Origin of the sequence: Enterococcus sp. DIV0240d (assembly GCF_051711245.1) — a bacterium.
Taxonomy (GTDB): domain Bacteria; phylum Bacillota; class Bacilli; order Lactobacillales; family Enterococcaceae; genus Enterococcus_D; species Enterococcus_D casseliflavus.
Map to the genome: position 1 here is coordinate 1 of NZ_JBIOMG010000004.1, position 22,372 is coordinate 22,372.

At 33.7% G+C, this 22,372-nt stretch carries 20 protein-coding genes and 4 pseudogenes; 20 read left to right on the plus strand and 4 right to left on the minus strand.

From position 1 onward, the window contains the following. Positions 1–1,693: heavy metal translocating P-type ATPase (locus IGJ25_RS16830; RefSeq protein ID WP_438779481.1), on the plus strand; the 1,693-nt coding region annotated here is incomplete at its 5' end. Positions 1,694–1,942: 249 nt separating this feature from the next. Here IGJ25_RS16830 and IGJ25_RS16835 read toward each other — a convergent pair. Beyond that, complete coding sequence (locus tag IGJ25_RS16835; RefSeq protein WP_031645850.1) at positions 1,943–2,623, minus strand: IS6 family transposase; 681 nt, start codon at positions 2,621–2,623, stop codon at positions 1,943–1,945. A 407-nt stretch (positions 2,624–3,030) separates the two neighbouring features. Here IGJ25_RS16835 and IGJ25_RS16840 point away from each other — a divergent pair. The 9 genes and pseudogenes from IGJ25_RS16840 to lspA all read left to right on the plus strand — a co-directional run. Continuing rightward, positions 3,031–3,480 (plus strand): annotated as a pseudogene (locus IGJ25_RS16840) (recombinase family protein); the annotation flags it as partial. Positions 3,481–3,483: 3 nt separating this feature from the next. Further along, positions 3,484–3,906: pseudogene (locus IGJ25_RS16845) on the plus strand (family 1 glycosylhydrolase); the annotation flags it as partial. A 35-nt stretch (positions 3,907–3,941) separates the two neighbouring features. Further along, complete coding sequence (locus IGJ25_RS16850; protein ID WP_270288494.1) at positions 3,942–4,661, plus strand: glycoside hydrolase family 1 protein; 720 nt, start codon at positions 3,942–3,944, stop codon at positions 4,659–4,661. A 396-nt stretch (positions 4,662–5,057) separates the two neighbouring features. Beyond that, on the plus strand, positions 5,058–6,398 hold the full coding sequence (locus tag IGJ25_RS16855) for a murein hydrolase activator EnvC family protein (protein WP_201706032.1): 1,341 nt from the start codon (positions 5,058–5,060) through the stop codon (positions 6,396–6,398). 384 nt (positions 6,399–6,782) lie between these two features. Next, entirely contained in the window at positions 6,783–7,118 is a 336-nt protein-coding gene (locus IGJ25_RS16860; protein WP_074536935.1) for a hypothetical protein, read from the plus strand. A 29-nt stretch (positions 7,119–7,147) separates the two neighbouring features. Beyond that, positions 7,148–9,115 (plus strand): heavy metal translocating P-type ATPase, encoded by a 1,968-nt coding sequence (locus IGJ25_RS16865; protein ID WP_201706031.1) that lies wholly within the window; start codon positions 7,148–7,150, stop codon positions 9,113–9,115. A gap of 23 nt (positions 9,116–9,138) precedes the next feature. Then, positions 9,139–9,474, plus strand: a complete 336-nt coding sequence (locus IGJ25_RS16870; protein ID WP_201706030.1) for an ArsR/SmtB family transcription factor — start codon at positions 9,139–9,141, stop codon at positions 9,472–9,474. Positions 9,475–9,680: 206 nt separating this feature from the next. After that, entirely contained in the window at positions 9,681–9,905 is a 225-nt protein-coding gene (locus IGJ25_RS16875) for a hypothetical protein (protein ID WP_201706029.1), read from the plus strand. Positions 9,906–9,928: 23 nt separating this feature from the next. After that, complete coding sequence (gene lspA, locus IGJ25_RS16880) at positions 9,929–10,393, plus strand: signal peptidase II (protein WP_201706028.1); 465 nt, start codon at positions 9,929–9,931, stop codon at positions 10,391–10,393. Between the two features lie 286 nt (positions 10,394–10,679). On the opposite strand, the gene IGJ25_RS16885 is transcribed toward lspA, so the two are convergent. Both IGJ25_RS16885 and IGJ25_RS16890 read right to left on the minus strand, forming a co-directional pair. After that, on the minus strand, positions 10,680–12,797 hold the full coding sequence (locus tag IGJ25_RS16885) for a heavy metal translocating P-type ATPase (RefSeq protein ID WP_270288495.1): 2,118 nt from the start codon (positions 12,795–12,797) through the stop codon (positions 10,680–10,682). Further along, entirely contained in the window at positions 12,794–13,153 is a 360-nt protein-coding gene (locus tag IGJ25_RS16890) for an ArsR/SmtB family transcription factor (RefSeq protein WP_003726380.1), read from the minus strand. The genes IGJ25_RS16885 and IGJ25_RS16890 overlap by 4 nt, the downstream gene beginning before the upstream one ends. A gap of 299 nt (positions 13,154–13,452) precedes the next feature. Here IGJ25_RS16890 and IGJ25_RS16895 point away from each other — a divergent pair. The 8 genes and pseudogenes from IGJ25_RS16895 to IGJ25_RS16930 all read left to right on the plus strand — a co-directional run. Then, positions 13,453–14,058: pseudogene (locus IGJ25_RS16895) on the plus strand (recombinase family protein); the annotation flags it as partial. A gap of 237 nt (positions 14,059–14,295) precedes the next feature. Beyond that, on the plus strand, positions 14,296–14,547 hold the full coding sequence (locus tag IGJ25_RS16900; RefSeq protein ID WP_125395862.1) for a type II toxin-antitoxin system Phd/YefM family antitoxin: 252 nt from the start codon (positions 14,296–14,298) through the stop codon (positions 14,545–14,547). Beyond that, positions 14,532–14,798, plus strand: a complete 267-nt coding sequence (locus IGJ25_RS16905; protein ID WP_125395864.1) for a Txe/YoeB family addiction module toxin — start codon at positions 14,532–14,534, stop codon at positions 14,796–14,798. The genes IGJ25_RS16900 and IGJ25_RS16905 overlap by 16 nt, the downstream gene beginning before the upstream one ends. Positions 14,799–15,177: 379 nt before the next feature. Beyond that, positions 15,178–16,551 carry an SIR2 family protein gene (locus tag IGJ25_RS16910; RefSeq protein ID WP_160806159.1) on the plus strand — a complete coding sequence of 458 codons (1,374 nt, stop codon included), beginning with the start codon at positions 15,178–15,180 and terminating at the stop codon, positions 16,549–16,551. Next, a complete protein-coding gene (locus IGJ25_RS16915; protein WP_160806157.1) occupies positions 16,538–18,190 on the plus strand; it encodes an ATP-binding protein in 1,653 nt (550 codons plus the stop codon). Before IGJ25_RS16910 ends, IGJ25_RS16915 begins: the two co-directional genes overlap by 14 nt. Before the next feature lie 573 nt (positions 18,191–18,763). Then, on the plus strand, positions 18,764–18,985 hold the full coding sequence (locus IGJ25_RS16920) for a hypothetical protein (RefSeq protein WP_160806155.1): 222 nt from the start codon (positions 18,764–18,766) through the stop codon (positions 18,983–18,985). A gap of 358 nt (positions 18,986–19,343) precedes the next feature. Then, a complete protein-coding gene (locus IGJ25_RS16925; protein ID WP_270288497.1) occupies positions 19,344–20,441 on the plus strand; it encodes a hypothetical protein in 1,098 nt (365 codons plus the stop codon). A 69-nt stretch (positions 20,442–20,510) separates the two neighbouring features. Continuing rightward, positions 20,511–20,722, plus strand: a pseudogene (locus IGJ25_RS16930) (hypothetical protein). 166 nt (positions 20,723–20,888) lie between these two features. Here the strand turns inward: IGJ25_RS16930 and IGJ25_RS16935 are convergent. Beyond that, positions 20,889–21,503, minus strand: coding sequence for a recombinase family protein (locus tag IGJ25_RS16935; protein WP_270288498.1), 615 nt, complete (start codon positions 21,501–21,503; stop codon positions 20,889–20,891). 237 nt (positions 21,504–21,740) lie between these two features. Between IGJ25_RS16935 and IGJ25_RS16940 the strand changes: the two genes are divergently transcribed. Both IGJ25_RS16940 and IGJ25_RS16945 read left to right on the plus strand, forming a co-directional pair. After that, on the plus strand, positions 21,741–21,986 hold the full coding sequence (locus tag IGJ25_RS16940; RefSeq protein ID WP_225582048.1) for a hypothetical protein: 246 nt from the start codon (positions 21,741–21,743) through the stop codon (positions 21,984–21,986). Between the two features lie 103 nt (positions 21,987–22,089). Next, positions 22,090–22,290 (plus strand): hypothetical protein, encoded by a 201-nt coding sequence (locus IGJ25_RS16945; RefSeq protein ID WP_005237664.1) that lies wholly within the window; start codon positions 22,090–22,092, stop codon positions 22,288–22,290. Positions 22,291–22,372: the final 82 nt, after the last annotated feature.

The following is a 22,372-nucleotide window of genomic DNA, read 5'->3' on the forward strand; positions in this document are numbered from 1 at the left end:
TGAAACGATTAAAGATCGCTCACCAAATGTCGACCTATTAATGGTTTTGGCAGCAGTTGGTGCAGTAATCATTGATTTTGAGTCTGAAGGAGCGGCGTTGCTATTGATTTTTGCTGCTGCAGAAGTTTTGGAAGATTATGCAACGAACAAATCCACCAGCGCGATTTCAGAATTAATGGCGCAAGTACCCGACACAGCCCAAGTGCTAAAAGAAAATGGGGATGTAGTGGTTACCCCTACGAAAGAGTTAGTTATTGGGGACATTGTCGTGGTATCGAAAGGTGGTCAAATCCCTATTGATGGCTTGATCGACCGAAATGCAATCGTGAATGAAGCGGCTTTAACGGGTGAGTCTGTCCCAGTAGAAAAAGAGTTAAAGGAGGAAGTTTTTGCCGGAACGATTAATGAAGGAAATGTTTTTCATATAGAAGTAAACAAGACACTGAATCAAACCATGTTTTCCAATATTATCCGGATGGTTGAAGAAGCACAAAACAAACCTTCTCGAATCGCAAAGTTTATAGACCGTATTGAAAGTAAGTACGTGATTGGCGTTTTAATTATCATACCTATTTTCATCTTCTTTCTATATTATTTCCTAAGCCTACCATTAGAAGAAGCATTTTATCGTGGAATGGTACTTTTAACAGTGGCTAGTCCATGTGCATTGATGGCATCAGCTACACCGGCTACGTTAAGCGCGATAAGTAATGGAGCCAAAAACGGTATCTTATTTAAAGGTGGAGCCGCAATGGAAGCGTTAAGTACAATGAATATTTTGTATACAGATAAGACCGGAACATTGACGTATGGCGACTTCCAAGTGGTCGATTATCATTTGGACCAAGAGCTGTTAAAAGAAGTCATTTATATGGAGCAACAATCCAGTCACCCAATCGGAAGAGCAATTGTTTCTGCCTTTAAAGAGATTAACTTAGCACAAGTGAATCAAGCGGAATCGATTGAAGAAATTGCTGGTTCGGGAATTAAAAAAGGGGCAATCCTAGTTGGAAAACCGGATGCATTTAAGCAATATGATAAATTTGATCAGTTTGAAAAGCTACTGGAAAAAGGCGATACGACCATATTTGTAGCGAAGGGAAATGAAGTCGTCGGTTACTTCTCACTCCGGGATCGAATTCGTCCGCAGTCAGCGAGTACGGTTGCGGATTTCCAAAAAGAGGGCATCAAGGTTTATCTTTTAACGGGAGATAACGAAAAGGTTGCGGCACAGGTTGCAAAGGAAGTAAAGGTAGATGACTATATTTCTTCCATGTTACCGGAAGATAAAATAGATTTTGTCTTAAAAAGCCAAGGAAAAGAAGAAGTTGTTGGGATGATTGGCGATGGGATCAATGATGCGCCCGCGCTAGCGAATGCAGATATCGGAATTGCGATGGGAAGTGGCTCGTCAGTCGCAATGGAATCCTCTGATGTCGTTGTAGTGAAGAATGATTTGTCTAAATTGTTTTATAGCTATCAGCTAAGCAAGAAATTAAATAAAATCATTATTCAAAATGTCATTTTCTCCATCGCTGTTATTGTCAGCTTGATTACTTTAAATATGTTCGGCGTTCTGGGACTTCCTTTAGCAGTACTATTCCATGAGGGCTCCACAATCCTCGTCATCTTAAACGGCTTGCGGTTGTTAGGGTCCGAAAAAACAAAAGCGGAATTAAGTGGTGCTTATTAGACTGCATCATGATATTAGCTGAAAGGGTGAGCGAATATCTACAGCTTTTTAAATTTGTATCTGTAGGGAATGAAGCTTACCCTTGGCGAAAGCCTAAATCGTCAAAAAAGCTGATAATTTCTGAACAGAAATTATCAGCTTTATCTATTTTAAATACATGCTAAAAATCGTTTATTCAAACTTGATTGTCATCAAGGTTCTGTTGTAAAGTTTTAAATAAAGAATAAAATCCCTTACGGTATCTATGATTTAAGCTGGGATTCCCAATAATACCTTGATTTCAGTACAGACCGAAAACCCGAAGAGAGTGCCTTCTTTTCGGGTTTTCTTATATAATCCTCGGATGGCTTCCATGCCTTTAATCGTGGTAGAGGCAGTGCGTAAACTTCGATAGAATTTATTGCGTCTCTTTACTGGACGATGGTCTTGTTCAATCAAATTATTCAGGTATTTAATGGTACGATGTTCTGTCCCTTGATAAAAGCCGTATTCTTTTAGTTTCTTAAAGGCACTTGTAATAGAGGGGGCTTTATCTGTGACTACAACCTTCGGTTCATCAAACTGCTTCACTAACCGCTTAAGAAAAGCATAGGCTGCTTGTGTGTCCCGTTTTTTACGTAACCAAATATCCAAGGTTAAACCATCTGCATCGATGGCTCGATAAAGATAGTGCCATTTCCCTTTGATTTTAATATAGGTCTCATCCATCTTCCACGAATAGAAGGATTGTTTATTTTTCTTTTTCCAAATAGTGTAAAGTAGTTTTCCATATTCCTGTACCCAGCGGTAGATGGTGGTGTGAGAAACGTTAATGCCACGGTCATATAGGATTTCTTGGACGTCACGATAGCTAAGATTATACCGAAGGTAGTAGCCTACGGCGACAATAATCACATCTTTCTGAAATTGCTTGCCTTTAAAATGATCCATCTTGATTCCTCCAAGCTATCTTTTCCATTCATTTTACCTTAAAATCAGTTTATCAGAAAACTTTGCAACAGAACCCATACTAGAGAACGATATGTTTTTTTATACCTAAAATGAAAATGGGGCTGAAGAATCAATTCTGATTCATCAGTCCCATAAATTATAGAGCCGATTTATTGAATAGGTCATTTAAGTTGAGCATATTAGAGGAGAAAAATCTTGGAGAAATATTTGAAGAACCCGATTACATGGATTGGATTAGTTCTTGTGGTTACGTGGTTTTTAACTAAAAGTAGTGAATTTTTGATTTTTGGTGTGTGTGTCTTGTTGTTAGTATTTGCTAGTCAAAGTGATTAAATAGAATCCATATCCAATTTATTTTTTTCTTAACAAGGGAGGTGTTTTTTAACATGACTAAAGTAGGGTATGCACGAGTAAGTAGCAAAGAACAGAACTTAGATCGGCAATTACAAGCGTTACAGGGCGTTTCTAAAGTCTTTTCAGACAAAATAAGCGGACAGTCCACTGAACGACCACAATTACAAGCTATGCTTGATTATATCCGTGAAGGGGATATTGTTGTTGTTACTGAATTAGATCGATTAGCACGGAATAATAAAGAATTAACAGAATTGATGAATCAAATTCAAATTAAGGGCGCAACCCTGGAAGTCTTAAATTTACCCTCAATGAATGGTATTGAAGATGAAAATTTAAGGCGTTTGATTAATAGCCTTGTCATTGAATTGTACAAGTATCAAGCAGAATCAGAACGAAAAAAAATTAAGGAACGTCAGGCACAAGGAATCGAAATTGCTAAGAAAAAAGGCAAATTCAAAGGTCGGCAACAGAACCTAAAAGCTTTTAGGTTGTCTATATCTTGGAGTAGGATTTTCCCTAACGGTGATGAAAAGCACGCGAATGAGAAAGGACTTCAATTTTATGACAGTGTGTTTGATGAATGTGCGAAGTATGGGATTGAACCAATCGTTACACTGTGTCACTTTGATTTTCCTATGCATTTAGTTAGAAATTTTAATGGTTTTTATAGTAAGGAAACAATTACATTTTTTGAGAGATATGCACGAACAGTTTTTGAGAGATTTAAGAGTAAAGTGAGATATTGGATTACTTTTAATGAAATTAACTTTTCTTTGTTAGAAGATGGAGCTTTAGAAGTTCTAGGAATCAATGATTTGGATCTTAGAAAGTCGAAAGAGGCACGTTTTGAGGCATTGCACAATGTTTTTATGGCAAGTGCCAAAGTTCCAAAGTTGTTAGGTTAGGACGTAAAATCAACCCATCCTTTAAAATCGGATGCATGATTGCTCATGTTACCTTGTATCCATTAACAAGTCGACCTGAGGATAACATATTGACTCAGGAGATGGATAGAATGTTTAACGATTTTTGTGCAGATGTTCAAGTAAAAGGAAAGTATCCATATTATGCAAAAAACTATTTTAAGATAAATAATATAAAAATAGAATTATCTGATTATGATGAGAAGGTCTTGGAAGAAGGGGTAGTTGATTTCTATTCTTTTTCATATTACATGAGCAATTGCATCTCCTCCGAGGATGGGCATGAAGTATCGGCGGGTAATCTTTTAGGTGGGATTAAAAATCCATTCTTAGATACTTCTGATTGGGGTTGGCAAATAGACTCAGTGGGCTTAAGATACACAATGCATAAATTGTATGATCGCTATAATATTCCTTTAATGATTGTAGAAAATGGATTGGGGGCAGTAGATAAAGTTACAGAAGATGGTTCAATTAATGATGATTACAGAATTAACTACTTAAAATCTCATTTAATAGAAATGAAGCAAGCGATATATGAGGGTGTGGAAGTCTGGGGCTATATGGTTTGGAGTCCTATAGATATTGTCAGTTCAAGCACAGGGGAGATGAAAAAGAGATATGGGTTGATTTATGTCAATAGAAATGACAACCAGAAAGGAAACTTTGAAAGATACAAGAAAAAATCCTTTTATTGGTATAAAGATGTTATTGGTTCCAATGGGAATAACTTGTAGGAAGCCACTGCTTACTCATGAACTGTAAATGTAGAAAATTTTTAGATTTACAAGTCTCTAATATTTCAATTTAAGAAAAGCTTATTATTAAGATGAGAATTACAAAGGGAATTAATTGGCTAAAATCCTTTAGTCCTCACACTTACGTAAAATTGAGATAGGATAAGAAAAAGCTTAACAGGGAGTGTATATCTTTTTTAATGCTACAAGGTGTAATCAGATATTGTTGAGTATCCATCGGATTACTATCAAAATCGGTTAATTGTATTTCAAAAATATGACAAAATATTTCTATTTGTTTCTATTTGTTTTAAATTCTATTATTTCGAATATTATTTATTCTATTTGCTATGCTTTATATAAATAATATTTATTAAAAGTATAGGAGAACTGTTTGTGAAAAAAAATATTTTTATTTCCAGTATTTTAATGTTGTTTTCTATGTCAGTGGTTTCTGCATATGCGGAGGATCTAGACAATGAGATCGGTAAACAGGAACAGAAAATTGATGTTATAAAGAAAGAAACAAAGACCATAGAGGAGCAAAAGTTAGATACCGATAATTCAATTAAGAAAATTGATGCCGAGATTAAAGAAATACTCGAAAATAAATCAGTTACAGAAAAAAAAGCAAATGAAATTTCTAAAGAAATAACGGAGCTCACTATAAAGATTAACAAAAGAAAAGATTTACTAAGAAATCAAGCTAGAGATATTCAAACTTCTGATTCATCAAATAGTTTAATGGAGACATTACTCAGTTCAGAATCTATTAGTGATGCAATAAATAAAGCAGTTGCCTCTATTACGATTATGAACGCGAGTAATGGTATAGTGGAACAACAGCAGATGGATATAGAAAAAAGTGTTGTACTTGAAAAAGAATTAGAAAAAAAACTAGCTGACATCGAAGATCAATCTTCTGAATTAGATAAGAAACAGAGAAACTTAGTAGATATCAAATTGGGACAAGAATTAGAAATAGCTGAATTATCCTTATCCCTAAATACTGAAGAAGAAAAGAAACAGAAACTCATTGAGGAAAGAGATGAGGCAGAAAAGAAAAAGAAATTAGCTTTAGAGGCTTTGGAAAAGCAACGAAAAATTGAAGAAGAAGCTAAAAGAATGGCTGATTTGGAAGTATCTAAGAAACAAGAGACAAGTAATAATAATTCAGCAGAGAATGCGGAATTGGTTGATGAAAAACCAATAAAAGAGAATCCAAGCGAGACAAGTAAATCTGAAGAAAATGTTGTATCGGATGAAGAAAAAAGCAACGTAGATTTGTCTTCCAAAGAAAAAGATGTTCCATCAACCGAGGAGTCTAGTTCGTCAAATAATGGTTGGACTAGGCCTCTAGATTCTATTAATATTTCAAGCCGATTTGGGTTTCGCTCAGATCCTACAGGATATTCTGGAAATCAGCATGACGGTTTAGATTTTACCGGATCTACTGGAACTCCGATTTATTCAATTAATTCCGGAGAAGTTGTTGCGGCAGGTTATGGACCGTCTACTGGAAATCATGTGATTATAAAACACTCTAACGGTATGTATAGTTATTATATGCATATGAGTACACCACCGGCGGTATCAGTAGGCCAGTCAGTCTCTTCAAGAGAATACTTAGGAGGGATGGGAACGACGGGTAATTCTACTGGAGTTCACCTTCACTTGGGCATGTCTACAGGATTGTGGTCCGGTTTTGTGGACCCAGCGACTTATATAGGCTTATAGAATTGCAAATTTTTTTGTTTTAGAAAAATCTAGTGTTTAAGGCAGTATGCTTTATTACGCTAGATTTTTCATTTGATTTATACACCTTTTTTTAAACTATTCGAAGTAATAGAATTAACTTTTAATACGTTAAAGAAAAGTATAAAGAATATAAATTAGATAATTATTTCAATATTTTTCAAAATAGTTTAATCTCATTTATAGAATGTGGTTTAGATATCGACGTAAATTTAGGTAAAAATTGGTGCTATATGTTCAAAAGTAATCGATCGAAGCTAATTACACAGAAGAAAAACCGTATTTTTTTAAAAAACATATGAATGATTTGACATATGTTTGGTTGGTCATTTATAATATTATTACATTAACTAAAGGATGAGTAAGATGTCAAAAGAAAGAAAAAAAGAAATACGGAGAAAATTGATTAAGCTTTTAAATGAAAATCCTAACTGGTTAGATAGTGATCATACAGAACTAAAAAAAGAAATTCAGTTGTTGGGACAGTTTCTAGGATATAGCTCCAAAAACAAAAAAATTGGAGACTTAACTTTAGAAAAATATTTAAAATTACTTAGCTTAGGTTTCAATAACCAAGAAATAAAAGGAATCTATCAGTTATCTGAGGGTAGCTTTAAGGAGTGGTTGAAAGAGCATGATTTTTATCGGCGAAATGTGGATGAGATTTTAAATGAAAACAAAGAATTCAAAAACTATGATTAATCATAAACAATATTTAGGAGGTAACATAAATGGACAAAGAAGAAATCAACAATAAAAATCATTCTCTTAAAAACGAGACTAGTAACCATGGGGGTACTGAGCATAAACATAATGAAGAACACGATCACAGTCATGGGAATATCCCAGTGTATTTTTACTTCATTGGGTTAATCGCATTTTTAATTGCTCTATTTTTAGGAGAAGATCTACTTATACTTTCTAACATGTTATTTAGTATTACGGTGGTTTCTGCAGGGTACCATGTAATCATAGAGGGCTTTGGAGATACAATAAAAGATAGTTTGAAAACAAAAAAATTTATGCCTAATATTCATTTTTTAATGGTATTAGCAGCAGCTGCTGCAATGATTATTGGCAGTTTCGAGGAAGCTGGTCTATTAATTTTGATTTTTGCAGGGGCACATTTCTTAGAAGATTACGCAGAGGGGAAGAGTAAGAGAGAAATTACGAATCTGCTAAAGCTAAATCCCACGGAAGCCAGAAGACTATCAATTGACAACTCTGTTGAAGTCGTGTCAGTTGATCAATTAGTGGTCGGAGATAAAGTGCAAGTTTTAAATGGAGGACAAGTGCCTACAGATGGAAAAATAATCTCTGGAACAACATCAATCGATGAGTCGTCTATAAACGGTGAAAGTATTCCAAAAGAAAAAACAGTAGGTGACGATGTATTCGGAAGTACAATTAATGGTACCGGTTCGTTTGTTATGGAAGTTTCAAAAGATAGTAGCGATACTGTATTTGCAAAAATATTAAAACTAGTTGATCAATCGCAGAAAAATTTGAGTAAAACAGCAACAACCATAAAGAGGTTAGAGCCCAAGTATGTGACCTTAGTATTGATGATTTTCCCATTTATATTGGTCTTGGGTCCAACAGTTTTTGGATGGAGCTGGAATGTAACTTTATATCGAAGTATTGTATTTTTAATTTCCTCTTCACCGTGCGCATTAGCAGCTAGTGCGGTACCCGCTACTTTATCAGCGATTTCTAATTTAGCTAAGGGAGGTGTACTGTTTAAAGGGGGATCATTTTTATCTAATTTAGGGGAACTCAAAGCTATTTCTTTTGACAAAACAGGGACTTTGACGAAAGGAAAACCCGTTGTTACAAATCAATATTTCATTGATGGGGTCGACGAAGAGGAGGTAATCGACGTTATTGTATCAATGGAAAAAGAATCAAATCATCCTTTAGCGACTGCTATAGTTAGTAATTTTCCACATACGGAGACAAAAACACTATCAGTAGAAAATGAGGTTGGCAGAGGATTAGTATCAACTTTCAATGATAATGAGTATAGAATTTCTAAACCTTCGGAATTTAATAGTTATGATAAAAACATAAAAGAAAAAGTTAATGAGTATTCAAAAGACGGAAAGACTGTTGTTTTAATAGCAATCAATAAGGAAGTTATAGGTTTAATTGCATTAATGGATGTCCCTAACTTGAATGCAAAAGATGCAATAGAATACTTCAATGATCAAGGTGTTCACACTACTTTAATTACAGGGGATGCTAAACTTACGGGTGAATCGATTGGCAATGAGCTAAAGATTGGTCAAGTAATTGCTAATGTTTTACCGGAAGATAAGGCGAAAATTGTTAAACAGCAACAGGATTCATATGGACTAACTGCAATGGTAGGTGACGGAGTCAATGATGCGCCAGCTTTAGTTAATGCGGATGTAGGAATTGCTATGGGCGATGGAACGGATGTTGCTATCGATGTAGCGGATGTGGTTCTAATGAAGAATGACATATCGAATTTAGTTTATGCTCATAAAGTATCTAGACGATTAAATAAAATTGTCTGGCAGAATATTATCTTTTCAATGTTTATTGTGTTGCTATTAATATCATTAAACTTTTTAGGTAAAATGACTATAGGAATAGGAGTTTTAGCTCACGAAGGAAGTACTGTGTTGGTTATTTTTAACGGATTGAGATTATTAATTCCTCAAAAAGAAATGTGAAAATTATAGGACGGAGATTCTAAATGAAAAATAAGGATTTAGAAAGATCAGTTGAGGGAGTCCAGAAAATCGTAAAAGTACTCAATGATCGAACCAGACTAAAAATACTGTTTTTTTTGTCGAAACAAGAAAGAAATGTCTCTGAATTACAGTCATTGGTCCAAAGATCACACACAGCAACATCGCATCATCTTTCTAAGTTGAAAAGTAATAGGATGGTTTCAGCAGAGCGTAAAGGAAAGTATATGTACTACTCCTTGAAAGATGAACATATAAAAACTATTTTAAAAGTTATGTTTGAACACACTATGGAAGAGGGTGAATTTTGTGGGACACCATCACAAAAAAGATTATTATAGAGATGACCACCATAAAAGTAACACTTACAAAAAAGAACATCATGGTAATCATGGTTCCTATAGAAGTAACAGAGGCTGCTTAGGCTGTTTAACTCAAATATTCCTAGTTTTAATTATAGTATCATTTATCTTTATCAGCGTTAATTTGTGATTATTAACTGATGTGTTAAGTAATTGAGGTAAATATTTTGATACGGAGGAACTTAATGAATAGAGAAGAAATTTTACAAACAATCAAAGATCTAATAGCTAATGGCAATATTGAAGAAGCAAATGCTCTTTTGAATGAACAAGCTACATTCTTAGCAGATTATTATGATCAGGCAGCTGGATTATTTGAAAATTTAGATACTGTGCAAATGCCTTTTTTTAATGACAAGGAAACTATATTGTTGTTATGGGAAAAACTTTCAAATTTATTCAATAAATAAAAATTTAGATGTTGAGGGCTTTCATGTTATTTTTAAGTGTAATATCAATATTCGTTCTTCTAAGTGTAGACCAGATTGCTAAATTATTGACAGTTAGTATTTTTGCATTATATGAAGAAAGAGTCATTATTCCCGATATTTTTTCACTGACCTATATTCAAAATAGTGGGGCAGCTTGGGGGATTTTGAGTAATAATACAAACTTATTGATTGTTATATCGGTGCCCATAATCGCTATGTTGGGTTGGCTAATGTTAAAAAGTAAAAAAAAGATTCTGACGAGTGGCCTGATTTTTATTATTGCAGGTGCATTGGGAAACTTAGTAGATCGAATAAGGATTGGCTATGTAGTTGATATGCTGCGTCTTGATTTTCTAAATTTCCCTGTATTTAATATTGCGGATGTAATGTTGACGTTTGGTGTGCTTTTGGTGATCACTGATTATCTATCAGATAAAATATCAAATGTAGAGAATAAAAATCAGTGATTTTAATGGTCTTATGCAAGACAATTCTGGGAAAAGTGCTACTAAAAAGTATCTGCTTAAATATATTCCATAAATTTTACGGATGTGACACAATCAGATTCTGTCACATTCGTTAAAATCGCTCCATCCTTAGAGGCTCTAAGAGGAAATCACTTTTCTTTTAGGGCCTTGTCATTTTAATATTTAAATGGCGCATAGTTTGCTTCATAACTAGCGTTCAAAAAAACTAAAAATGTATCATAAAAAGAAGGCACGCTTATAAACATGCCTTCTTTTATTTGTTGTGTTATTTAACTTTCATCAATCGTAATCCGTTTAATGTTACTAAAAGCGTTGCTCCCATATCTGCTACAATAGCAATCCATAGTGTTAGCCAACCTGGTATGACTAGTAGTAGAGCTAATAGTTTTATACCTAATGAGAAGGTGATATTTTGCTTAATTACTTTTAGAGTTTGGCGGCTAAGTCTAACAATGAATGGTAATTTTTGTAAATCGTCGCCCATTAGAGCAACATCAGCAGTTTCGAGAGCCGTATCTGTTCCTGCACCGCCCATTGCAATACCAACCGTCGATGCAGCTAATGCTGGTGCATCATTAATGCCGTCGCCCACCATTGCTACTTTATTATAAGTTGTCCGCAACGCTTTAATCGAATCTAATTTTTCTTGAGGCATTAGATCTCCTTTTATTTCAGTCACACCTAATTGCTTACCAATAGATTCAGCGGTTTTAGTATTATCACCAGTAAGCATAATAGTGTGTTCAATTGACAACTTGTGGAGTTCAGAAATAACGGCAGCACTTGAATCTCTTACTTCATCCGCGACAGCAATTACTCCTAAAATTTGTTCGTCAGTACCGAAATACATGGCGGTTTTCCCTTGTTCTTGAAATTGTCTGTATTGTACTTTGACCGCTGTTTCTTCGATTACTGATGCAGAAAACAGTTTAGGGCTTCCAATATAGTAACGTATGTTTTGATGTATACCTGTAAGTCCTTTACCTGTGATAGATTGGAAATCCTCGATTTGTATTGACTTGTAATCCACATTAGTTTTATCCGCTTCGTTTAAAATAGCAGAAGCTAATGGGTGTTGAGAAAGAGATTCCAACGATGAAATAATCGATAGATAATTTATATCAGTTTCAGAACTGGTTGCAATGAAATCCGTTACGACAGGCCTTCCTTTTGTTAAGGTTCCAGTCTTATCGAAAGCAATTGCTCTCAAATGACCAATTTCTTCCAGATAGACTCCGCCTTTTACTAAAACACCATTTTTTGCTGCATTACCAATAGCCGAAACAATTGAAACAGGTGTTGAGATCACTAATGAACAAGGACATCCGACAACTAAAATGGATAACCCTTGGTAAAGCCATTTATTCCAGTCACCACCAAAGAATAGCGGAGGAACAACCACTATCAAAAGGGCCATAATAATTATGAATGGCGTATAGTATTTTGCAAATTTATCTACAAAGGCTTGTGCAGGAGCTCGTTCTCCTTGCGCTTCTTCAACTAAGTGAATGATTTTGGCAATCGTTGTATCCGTTACTTTTTTTGTTACTTTGACTTCAAGAACACCTTCTTCATTTAGTGTTCCTGCAAACACTTCATCATCTAACTGTTTTTCAACAGGAACCGATTCTCCTGTTATTGCTGCTTGATTTACTGAAGAATGACCGTTGATAACAAGCCCATCCATGGCTATTTTTTGTCCGGGTTTAATGATCATAATATCGTCGATATCGATTTTATCGACACTGACTAATTGCTCTACATTGTTTCTCCTGATAAGAGCTTCTTTGGGAGCTATATCCATAAGAGAACGAATCGACTGTCTTGCTTTATCCATTGAAAATCGTTCCAAAGCTTCGCTAATAGCAAATAGTATTACTACAATAGAACCTTCGGCCCATTCTCCAATAAATGCGGCCCCAATAATTGCAATAGTCATTAAAGATTCCATGGAGAAGTCCAATTTGATCAAATCAGAGAACCCTTCTTTAAATAAATCAAATCCACCAATTATTATTGCCAATATATAAAGAGCTTTCGTTAATAAATGATCTTCGCCCAATGATAGTTGGGAAATCACAGCAACAAGTATAAAACCAAGAGAGATGATTAAAGCGATATTCCGTTTAATAAAAGACTCTTTTGATCTAACTTGTTCATCATTTTCTTGATCATCACGAATGATAAGATTTTCGAAGGCTCCCGCTTCTTCGAGTTCTTCAATTGTTGTTTGGCCTTCTACTGAAATCTTACTTGCACCAAAGTTTACTGTTGCACTCGTAACTCCTGGCAACTGTTTTACATTTTTTTCAAATTTACCTGCACAATTTGTACAGCTTAATCCTTCTATTCGATAGGTTTTTTCGGTCATTTTCTCACTCATGCTAGCACCTCTTCTTTAAAATTTACGCCAAGCTCCATAAGATTTAAGATTTTGATATTTTTAATAAAATAGTAGACTAACTTACCATCCTTGTGACTATCAACTACTCCCAATTTTTTTAAGGAGTTCAGATGGTGTGAAGTTGTTGCGACCGAAGCATCAATGATATTAGCAATATCACAAACACACAGCTCATCTTCATGAACTAAAGCATGTACAATTTTAAGTCGATTTTCATCTGACAATATTTTAAAGAAACCACTTACTGACGGAGTATCAAAGTTTGCTAGTTTAGATTTAGCACGATTAACTTTGTCTTCATGAATACAAGTTATTTCACAAATTTCATTATTCATACGATCATTCCTTTACATTCAAATGCTTGTTTGAATGTATTGTATCAGAACATCCATCTATATTCAAGTGAATGTTTGAATGTTCATAAAATGACATATTTCTGGACACTCTTTTAGATAGCATAATTGATAGGTATCACTTTATTTTTGTGTTCATAAACTCGAAAATAAATCATTGTTCAATATAAATTTAAATTTATGAGTATTAGGACAAACATTGACTGTGGTCAGAAACTTAAAAGTTTTTGACCACAATATTTTTTCTTGATATACTTGGTTTTGACAGGTGTCAGAAACTTATGTCCAGAAAGTGTGAGAGAAAAATGGCAATTTATGGTTATTCACGAGTCAGTACCAGCAATCAAGATTACAAAACGCAAATTTTGAAATTAGAAAATGCGGGTGCTGAAAAAATCTTTAGTGAAAAATATACTGGTACAAAAAAAGAAGGTAGAAGAGAATTAGAAGAACTACTTTCAATAGTAGAAGAAGGTGATCTCGTCTTAGTAACAAAGATCGATCGCTTAGCAAGAAGTATCGTTGATTTAAATTCGATTATTTCAACTTTAAACGAAGCAGGCGTGACAGTTACTTTTTTAGACAATGCCTTGACGTTTGAACCAAATAAAAAAGATTCTATGCAAACATTGATGATGAACATGCTTGGAAGCTTTGCACAGTTTGAAAGAGATTTAATCGTGACCAGGACACAAGAGGGGAAACAATGGCATAAAGCCAATAAGAAGAACTATAAAGAAGGACGTCCAAAACGTATACTGAATGATCATTACAAACTTGCACTAACATTGATGGAAACCCATAGTATGAGGGAAGTAGAGAAGATGATGAAAATCTCCTTATCAACTTTAAAACGGATCAAAAAGCAAGCCGCTGAAGAGCAGATGACTTTAACGGCCGCTAAAGACCATGAATCAATGCAAGAAACCGCTCATTTGTTAAATAGGACTGCAAACAATAAGCACCTTAAGCAAGCGAAACAACAAATCAAGGATCAAAAAACGATTACGACAAGACTTGAAGATTTGTAAGAAATGGCAAATATATTCTCTCCTTTCGTTGACGTACGTTTAAACGTACGCTATAATATACTTAAGAGATTTATAAAAAAAGGAGGAGAACTTATGGAAGTAATTACACCGACGAATGCAAGAAAAAATCTTTACGGAATCATTAAGCACGTTGTGTCCGACAGTCAACCTGTAGAAATTGCAAGTACAAAAGAGGAAGAAAGCGTAATAATGATTAGTAAGAGCGATTGGAACTCGTTACAAGAAACAATCTACTTACAAAATGCGGGCGTACTGGATCGGATAAAACACTTTGATAATGAAGAAAGTGAAGACTTAGGTGAAATTGATTGGGATACAATGTAAAGATTAAAAAGAATGCTCGCAAAGATTTGCCTAAATTGAAGAGTGTAAATCTAGCTAGTAAGTTTGATGAACTGATCAAAGTTATAAAGGAAAATCCTTTTCAGACACCGCCACCATACGAAAAATTAACTGGATTACCTTACTATTCAAGACGTCTAAATATAAAACACAGACTGGTTTACAGCGTGGAGGAAGAGAGTAAAACGATCACAATTCTCTCTGTTTGGTCACACTATGAACGTGGACTATAATATGATAAACTATTCCTAGATCTGCATAAATTAGACTAGCGTTGCGCGTTATTGAAGTTTCACGCAGCGCTCTTTTTTTGGGAATTATTTACTTCTATCATTGGTAATCCACCTTGTTCTATTGGTCAAGTTAGCCAAAAAGACAATAATTAAGATATTTTTTATACTAAGTTAGACAAGCAGCTCGCATAGACCTATGCTTCATATTCAAAGGCTGCCTTGACTAAAAAGTTCTATATGCTACTCATGTTAAAGCTTTTCGTTGGGTTAGTGATCATCTTGGCGAACGAGGTATCATTAAGGTTTTCACCAACGATTTCTATCAAAATGTTGATATAATCAATAGTTTACCTAAGTTTGAAGTGGAGGAGTAAGTGCCATGTTTTTCTTCTTTTTTGATGAAGTTAGTAACCCTAAGGAGAGTCAGATAGAGTATCATTATTTGTCGCAGTCAAGTAAATTTGGCATAGAAAAGAATGATTCTGGCGTTACGAATTTCTATGATTCCAGTGGTATACTTGAGAAACAAAATTTAACAGATGATTCTCAAAGTCAATTTCAAGAGATTGATTTTAAACGTTTAATTAGTGAGAAAATCCGTAAAACAGTTTATGGTGAAAAGTATTCCAACATTGTTTTCCTAGCAGGTGCAGGAGCATCAGTAGCGCCTGATTTAAATCCAAAGTATGGGAAAACAGTAAAGATGATAGCTGAAGATGTATATTTGAAGCTACATGAGATTGATGATCTTTATACATTGGAACAATTAGCAGAAAAATGTAAATACAACGACGGATACATATTAGCTAGAGATCAAATTAAAGCAGAACACATTCCTCAACTGGCTGACAATTTTAATCTAGAGGATTTCTTGTCGACATTATTTCATTATCGACCATATGTACCTGATAATGATAAAGAAAAATTTAATAGTACTATCGAAAAAATTTTACTTTTAATTAAGGAAAATACAACTTATTCATATGATAGCAAAGTCTTGAAACACGGAGCATTATTAAATCTTTTATCTAATTTATCAGGAAAAGATGGAAATAAATTTTCAGTTATTACAACAAATTATGATGACTTATTTGAGCAAGCCGCAGCTGAAAACAATTTTGTTATATTTGATGGTTTCAATTTTACATCAGTACCAAAGTTTGATAGCGATATATTTGAATGGAACCTCGTTAAAGAAGCTCAGAATATTAAAACTAGAGAAGTTGAGTTCAAAGATAAGACGTTTAATCTGGTAAAAATACATGGATCCCTTACCTGGGAGAAACAAGATAACGGTGATATTTTGAGAAAAGATAAGCATAGTATTATTGATACGGATAAAATGGTAATAGTTTTTCCTAGCTCAGACAAGTTTGCACAGAGTTATCAAGAACCTTATTTTGAACTATTTGCAAAGTTTCAAGATCTTATAAAGCGTCCAAATACTTTGCTTATTTCTTCTGGATTTAGTTTTGCGGACGACCATATATCTCAAATGATTACTCAAGCTTTAAAAAATAACTCTAGCCTCAAATTACTGGTCACCGATTTTAATATTGACCCCAATAGAGAGTGGGATAAAGAAGACAATAGATATATCGAATTTGATGAGATAGACTCTAAGTATAATCAAAATTGGGCAGGACTCATCCGTTTAATGTGTGATGGTTACCCAATTTCATTTTTAAAAGCAACTATGAACAGCGACTTAGTGGATTACTTGAGTGGAAGGTACTTAAATGATGAAAATTGACAGTTTTTTCAACGTAGCTGATAAAAGTAATTATTACCTTGGAATGATTTCACAAGTAAATCGTTCGTATTCTACGATTCAGATTGAAAATCTTTCGCTACTTTCATACAGGAAATTAAGAACCGATATTCTCTCTCCAAATACAATAAATTTCTATGTCTTGATTGATTCTAGCAATGGTTTGTTTTTTGGAGAAATTTTCCAATCCAAAGTTCCAAATTCAGATAGTGTTCATGAGATGTTAACAAATGGTCTGCAAGAAAAAATATTTCCAGAAATAAGTATTGATATACTTGGATATATCCCACTTGGTGAGAAGTATTTTAAACTCAATGGTACAAATACAGTTGGTATTACGGATAAAGTGTATATTGCAAATGAAAAAGCTATTGAACTTTTTATTGAATCTATAGAGGTTGATCCGGAGAGAGAGAAACAGATGTCTTACTTTGCAAATTTAGCCTTCAGTTCTCAGAGCTACCCTATTAAATTACAACCGCAGACTCTGTTCAACAGACATTTAATGACAGTTGGGACTACTAATAGTGGTAAATCTACATCTGCTTTGAGCATTTTGGATAAACTGATCAATGATAAGATAAGAACCTTGATAATAGACCCTACTGGGGAATATTGTGATTCGTTCACAAAAGAAGAGGTTGATAAGTATATTTTGGGAGAAGATGCCTTTATTTCATCTTCTGCCTTATCCATGCAGCAATGGTCTATATTATTCGAAACAAACGATGGTACTCAGCCAGCTGTTCTTGCCTCAGCAATTAGTTCGTTAAGATACCAAAAGAAAAATAATTTATCTGGTATATATGAAAAATTTGAAAAAAAAGTAGATGTGGTCACGCAACATATGGCATCACTTTCTCCAAGCGACAAAGAATTTGAGGTTTGTTTTTTATCAGAACAGGTAGCAAACGAAGCTATCAAAAGAGAGAAGCGTGGAAAGGATTATTATTTCATTTACGATGATTTTAACTTTAATTCGAATCAGTATTTAGTGCAAAAAATTGATTATAAACTATCAAATACAAGTTTTTTAAATTTTTTCAATTCTGATAATCAAGGATTGCTAGACATTGTAGACTATTGGTCATCAAATGATACAAGAAAATCTTTATATATTAATACTTCAAGAATCGGTACGACTGATGAAGTTGGGGGGATGATTGTAGATTTAATAACAAACCATCTAATTAATTTATCTAAAGATAAAATCAATCCCTTTATAATATTTATTGATGAGATTCACCGTTATACAAAAAGTGTATCAAATGAAGGATTTTCATTTTGTACAGGACTAAACATTATTGCTAGGGAAGGGCGCAAAAAAGGGATTTTTCTTTTTCTAACAACGCAGAATCCAAACGATGTGGATAAAATTTTACTAGGTCAAATTGGAACATTGTTAGTACATAGGCTGACAGCTCCAGATGAATTGAAGGCAATTCAAAATCATCTTTCTGAAAATCAAATTGGGCAAATTAAGAAATTGAATACAGGTGAGGCTGTACTTACCAGTATAAATCTCTTAAAGGATTTATATATAACAGTTAGCAAGTGTAGTCGTTCGCATAATAATAATACTCCAAGCTTATTATACAATTCAAAGATTGATGCTGAGTAAGTTATTAGGTGTCCAAAAACTTGCTTCTAAAAGGTCATATTTGATCTTTTAGAAGCAATAAGAAAAATAAAATCATAACAGATTACTATGACGGAAAGGCTACTAGTGAAGATTAAAAAAATATAAGAGATGTGTGACATTCCCTTATATTTGTCTGTTAGGCAATGCATATTGTCAATCATTAGGAAGAAAACGATCTAATTTTAATTATTTCAGTGGAACTTACTTCTACCCGAGTGAATATTTCCCCCAATGATGTGTTTTACCTTCGTCAAGAAAATGAATTAGTCAAGCTGAGTTATGCAAAACGCACACAATTTAGCTATGATGAGGGACAATATTTTTTAAAAAATGAGGTTGTTTTAACTGCTTCTCTGAGAGATATTGATGATAGTCTCATGCATTATTTCATAAATAATGTCTATTTATCGATATGCTCAACAGAATAAAAGCTAAAGATTCCTTTCAAATTTTTTTCAAAAATATTTGTTATGCTATACTTAGATCTGCGAAATTAGACTTATGCTGCCCGTTATTGAAGTTTCAGGCAATGCTCTTTTTGGGGGATAGATAATGGAAGAAGAAAAAATTTTTGAAAAGCGCTGGCAACTTGCTTCAACTGAACAAAGAGCGAGATACAATAGTCTGCTGTCCTACTATCCTACTGTTGATTGGACCTACAAAGAAAAGAAGTATCTGTTGTGGTTGTGTCAGCTTGATATAGATACCTTTGAGACGTTTGAAGTGATTCTAGATAAATTTAAACATAGTAATGAAAAAAGAGCGAATCTATGAAAGATCCGCTTTTTTTGTTTGTTATCTTTGTATCTTTTGTACTTATGCTGCATTGCTTAGAACGCTTTTATATTCCCTGTAAAAACTTTTAAAGATCCTCAAATAGGACAAAATAACTTTGCTTAAACGTTTGTATAGATTTTGATTAGAGGCAATCAAACAGGTAATACTGTTTATCTCAGAGAAGAAGAACTTAGAATTTAAAAGAATTTGCTAAACAAACAGGTCTATCACGAAAATTAAGTGTAAAGAATGAGTTTAGCAGCAGTTTTGCATTTGAAAGAGTGTGTCATCAATTCGATTGGTGTATGATTTAAAGAGGAGACTAATTACAGCTATTCAATATAGGAGGTTTTGAATGAAAAATAAAAAAAATAATGAATTGTATGCATTGGAAAAAGCTATACAGATTGGGAATTCTAAGCATTCAGTTACAAAAAAAATAGCCTCGAGACTCTCCGGCGATTTTATTTATAGAGAAATTGAGGAACGACCAGATTTTGTAAAAAAAACTTTTCAAAATGACAGACGTGATGAATGTATTGTTGGTATAGAGCACTTTAGAGTAGATCACCTTTCTTTGCAAAAAAAAGACGGAAGAGTGGGATCGACAGGAATAATGCATAATATTGAGTCTAAAAGTGTCTTTAATAGATGGAATTCAAAAATAGGTGAATCTCCAGAGATTGATCTTGCAGCAATTAATGATATTCAAAATCTAATTTGGAATCAGTTTAAACGCGTTAATAATACCGATTATCCCACTTTTATTAGTTCTTTTAAGTACTCATTAAATAAGCATATGGCAAAAGTAGAATCATATAGAGAAGAACTGAAGAAAATAGCAAATGGGAAAAAAATAGAACTAGCTTTTTTGATTGAGGTACACAGTGAATTTAAAAATAAATACTTGACCAATAAAAGAGGTACTAAAAAAAGTTTAACAGGCATTATGCCTATGTTTAATGATGTCGTCGAAATGTTAGAAAGAATTGATAGTAAAGAAGTTGATTATATTATTCTTTTGTTGTGTGAAACTCAAATAAACGAAAATACAGATGTGATTGCATTTAAAACTGGTGATATTTATAAACAATTAATTAATCAAAAAAAATATATTTATGAATACGCTGGTAAAGATTTTTTTAAGCAAGCATTTTCAGGAAGTTCCGAGAATTTGGAATCAAAAAATAGAGTTTATCACAAAGATGACGATATAATAATGGATTTCAACTATGATAAATTTAATCAAGATGATCGTCAACAACTTGAAGATATTTTCAGGTGTTGTGAAAGAGTTCGTAGTTTTGAGAAACAAGGTAAAAACTATATCACAGATGTATCGGTTCAAGCTGCTATTGATATATACAGAGAAATTATTTTTGAGAACCGATCAATCAGTAAAGATATAATAAAAGAAAGAGAAAACGAATTTTTCAATAAATATTTAAACTAGTTTCTTTCTATTAAATAGAAAGTTTCTACTTAATAAATATATTTTAAAAATTTTAAAGGAGGACTAGTTATCGAAGAAGAAAAAATTCTTAAAAAACCTTGGAAGTTAGTTCAAGTGAGCAAAAAGCAAGATATAACAGTTTGATATCCTCCTACCCTAATATTGACTGGACATCTAAGGAAAAGAAGTACTTACTTTGGTTTTCCCAACTAGATATCGATACATTTGAAGTGATCCTAAATAAAATTAAACGTAGCAGTGACAAAAGAGCGAATCTATAAATAAAATTGTACCTGTAGATAGGACACTTGTAAAAAAGAGTGTCCAACCTACAGGTACAATTTTAGTTTACGGTCACTTCTTTTATTTTAATTGTATTACTAAATAAAATTCTATTGAATAATACAAGTGTAGCCAGTTTTACAGATAAGAAACCAGCATGATCATCTAATCGATGTTGACCGCGCTATCTTCTTTTATTCTATAAATAGTTTGTCTTGTTACATTATGATCCTTTGCAATCTTTGAGATAGCAACTCCATTCTCAAGATCCTGAACGATGCTTTTATAAACAAGGCGTCGTTGAGGATCTTTTGTGTCTGCACTGTATAACTTAGGACGACCTTTATAGACGCCGTTTTCTTTAGCAATCTTTATCCCTTGTGCCTGACGACGTTTGGATTCAGTACGCTCTTGTTCGGCAATCATGGCCAAAATCTGAATGATTAGGTCTTTGATAAATTTATCCAGGAGAGGATTTCCGATTGCTTCAGCCATGATCGGCAAACTGGTGATAATGAGTCGCACATTTTTCTTCTTTAGATAATTAACTGAATCGATAATCTCGTCATAATTGCGTCCAAGTCGATCGATGGCTTCTACAATAAAAATATCTTGCTCTCTGACAAAATCTAAAGCTTCCTGGAAAATTGGACGATGACTAATAGTCGCTCCAGATTGTTTCTCGATGAAAATTTTTTTAGCACCAAACTTTTTCATTTCTTCAATTTGCCGTTGTTCATTTTGATCGATTGATGATACTCGGATATATGCAATTTTCATTAATTTTTACCTGCTTTCTCGATCTATATAAAATACACCCTAATCATACATTGGAAAGCCATATTTTTCAATGTTATATACATGTCTATTTAGGGTACACTTTAAACATGCAATGAGCTTTTGAATTGTAAATACTAAATAGTTTATAATAGAAGAAAAAATGGAGTGGTGAATCCCTAGATTGAAAAAAAAGATAAGTACTATAGATTATTACATATGACATCTGAGTCAGGATGGATGAATTTTCCAGAAATTGTAAAAGAAGTTCAAAAGATAAGAGCAGCTATTTCTGATGGTCGAGCTTCTCCTATGAACTACCATGATGCAAATGGAATAAAAGTGATTGATCAAGAAAGCAATGTAAGGAAGTACTCAACAATTAACGAGTGCGTGATCAATGAAAAATTATGTAGAGCGACCATAATGAAACACATTAAGAATAGAAGCAAAGCAAAAGACGGTAGAACATTTAGCACCTTCTAAGTTTTTTCATAATTGTTTGTTATGATATACTTAGATCTTCGTCATTAGACTTGCGCTGCCCGTTATTGAAGTTTCAGGCAGCGTTCTTTTTGGGGGATCGATAATGGAAGAAGAAAAAATATTTGAAAAGCGCTGGCAACTGGCTTCAAGTGAGCAAAGAGCAAGGTACACCAATTTGCTGTCGTCCTACCCTACTGTCGACTGGACATATAAGGAAAAGAAATACTTGCTTTGGCTGTGCCAGTTAGATATAGATACCTTTGAAACATTTGAAGTGATCCTAGATAGAATTAAACAGAATTGATCATAAACAAGCGAATCTGAACTGCTCCCTGTCAAGTAGACAGTCAAAAAAAACAAAAAGATTTGTTCGAGTTTCACTCGAA

Coding starts and splice junctions, on each gene's coding strand:
- IGJ25_RS16915 (WP_160806157.1), top strand. CDS start 16,538: ATGATGAAAATTGACAGTTTTTTCAACGTAGCTGATAAAAGTAATTAT.
- IGJ25_RS16875 (WP_201706029.1), top strand. CDS start 9,681: ATGAATAGAGAAGAAATTTTACAAACAATCAAAGATCTAATAGCTAAT.
- IGJ25_RS16920 (WP_160806155.1), top strand. CDS start 18,764: ATGGAAGAAGAAAAAATTTTTGAAAAGCGCTGGCAACTTGCTTCAACT.
- IGJ25_RS16910 (WP_160806159.1), top strand. CDS start 15,178: ATGTTTTTCTTCTTTTTTGATGAAGTTAGTAACCCTAAGGAGAGTCAG.
- lspA (WP_201706028.1), top strand. CDS start 9,929: ATGTTATTTTTAAGTGTAATATCAATATTCGTTCTTCTAAGTGTAGAC.
- IGJ25_RS16900 (WP_125395862.1), top strand. CDS start 14,296: ATGGAAGTAATTACACCGACGAATGCAAGAAAAAATCTTTACGGAATC.
- IGJ25_RS16890 (WP_003726380.1), bottom strand. CDS start 13,153: ATGAATAATGAAATTTGTGAAATAACTTGTATTCATGAAGACAAAGTT.
- IGJ25_RS16870 (WP_201706030.1), top strand. CDS start 9,139: ATGAAAAATAAGGATTTAGAAAGATCAGTTGAGGGAGTCCAGAAAATC.
- IGJ25_RS16945 (WP_005237664.1), top strand. CDS start 22,090: ATGGAAGAAGAAAAAATATTTGAAAAGCGCTGGCAACTGGCTTCAAGT.
- IGJ25_RS16885 (WP_270288495.1), bottom strand. CDS start 12,797: ATGAGTGAGAAAATGACCGAAAAAACCTATCGAATAGAAGGATTAAGC.
- IGJ25_RS16940 (WP_225582048.1), top strand. CDS start 21,741: ATGAATTTTCCAGAAATTGTAAAAGAAGTTCAAAAGATAAGAGCAGCT.
- IGJ25_RS16835 (WP_031645850.1), bottom strand. CDS start 2,623: ATGGATCATTTTAAAGGCAAGCAATTTCAGAAAGATGTGATTATTGTC.
- IGJ25_RS16865 (WP_201706031.1), top strand. CDS start 7,148: ATGGACAAAGAAGAAATCAACAATAAAAATCATTCTCTTAAAAACGAG.
- IGJ25_RS16925 (WP_270288497.1), top strand. CDS start 19,344: ATGAAAAATAAAAAAAATAATGAATTGTATGCATTGGAAAAAGCTATA.
- IGJ25_RS16935 (WP_270288498.1), bottom strand. CDS start 21,503: ATGAAAATTGCATATATCCGAGTATCATCAATCGATCAAAATGAACAA.
- IGJ25_RS16850 (WP_270288494.1), top strand. CDS start 3,942: ATGATTGCTCATGTTACCTTGTATCCATTAACAAGTCGACCTGAGGAT.
- IGJ25_RS16860 (WP_074536935.1), top strand. CDS start 6,783: ATGTCAAAAGAAAGAAAAAAAGAAATACGGAGAAAATTGATTAAGCTT.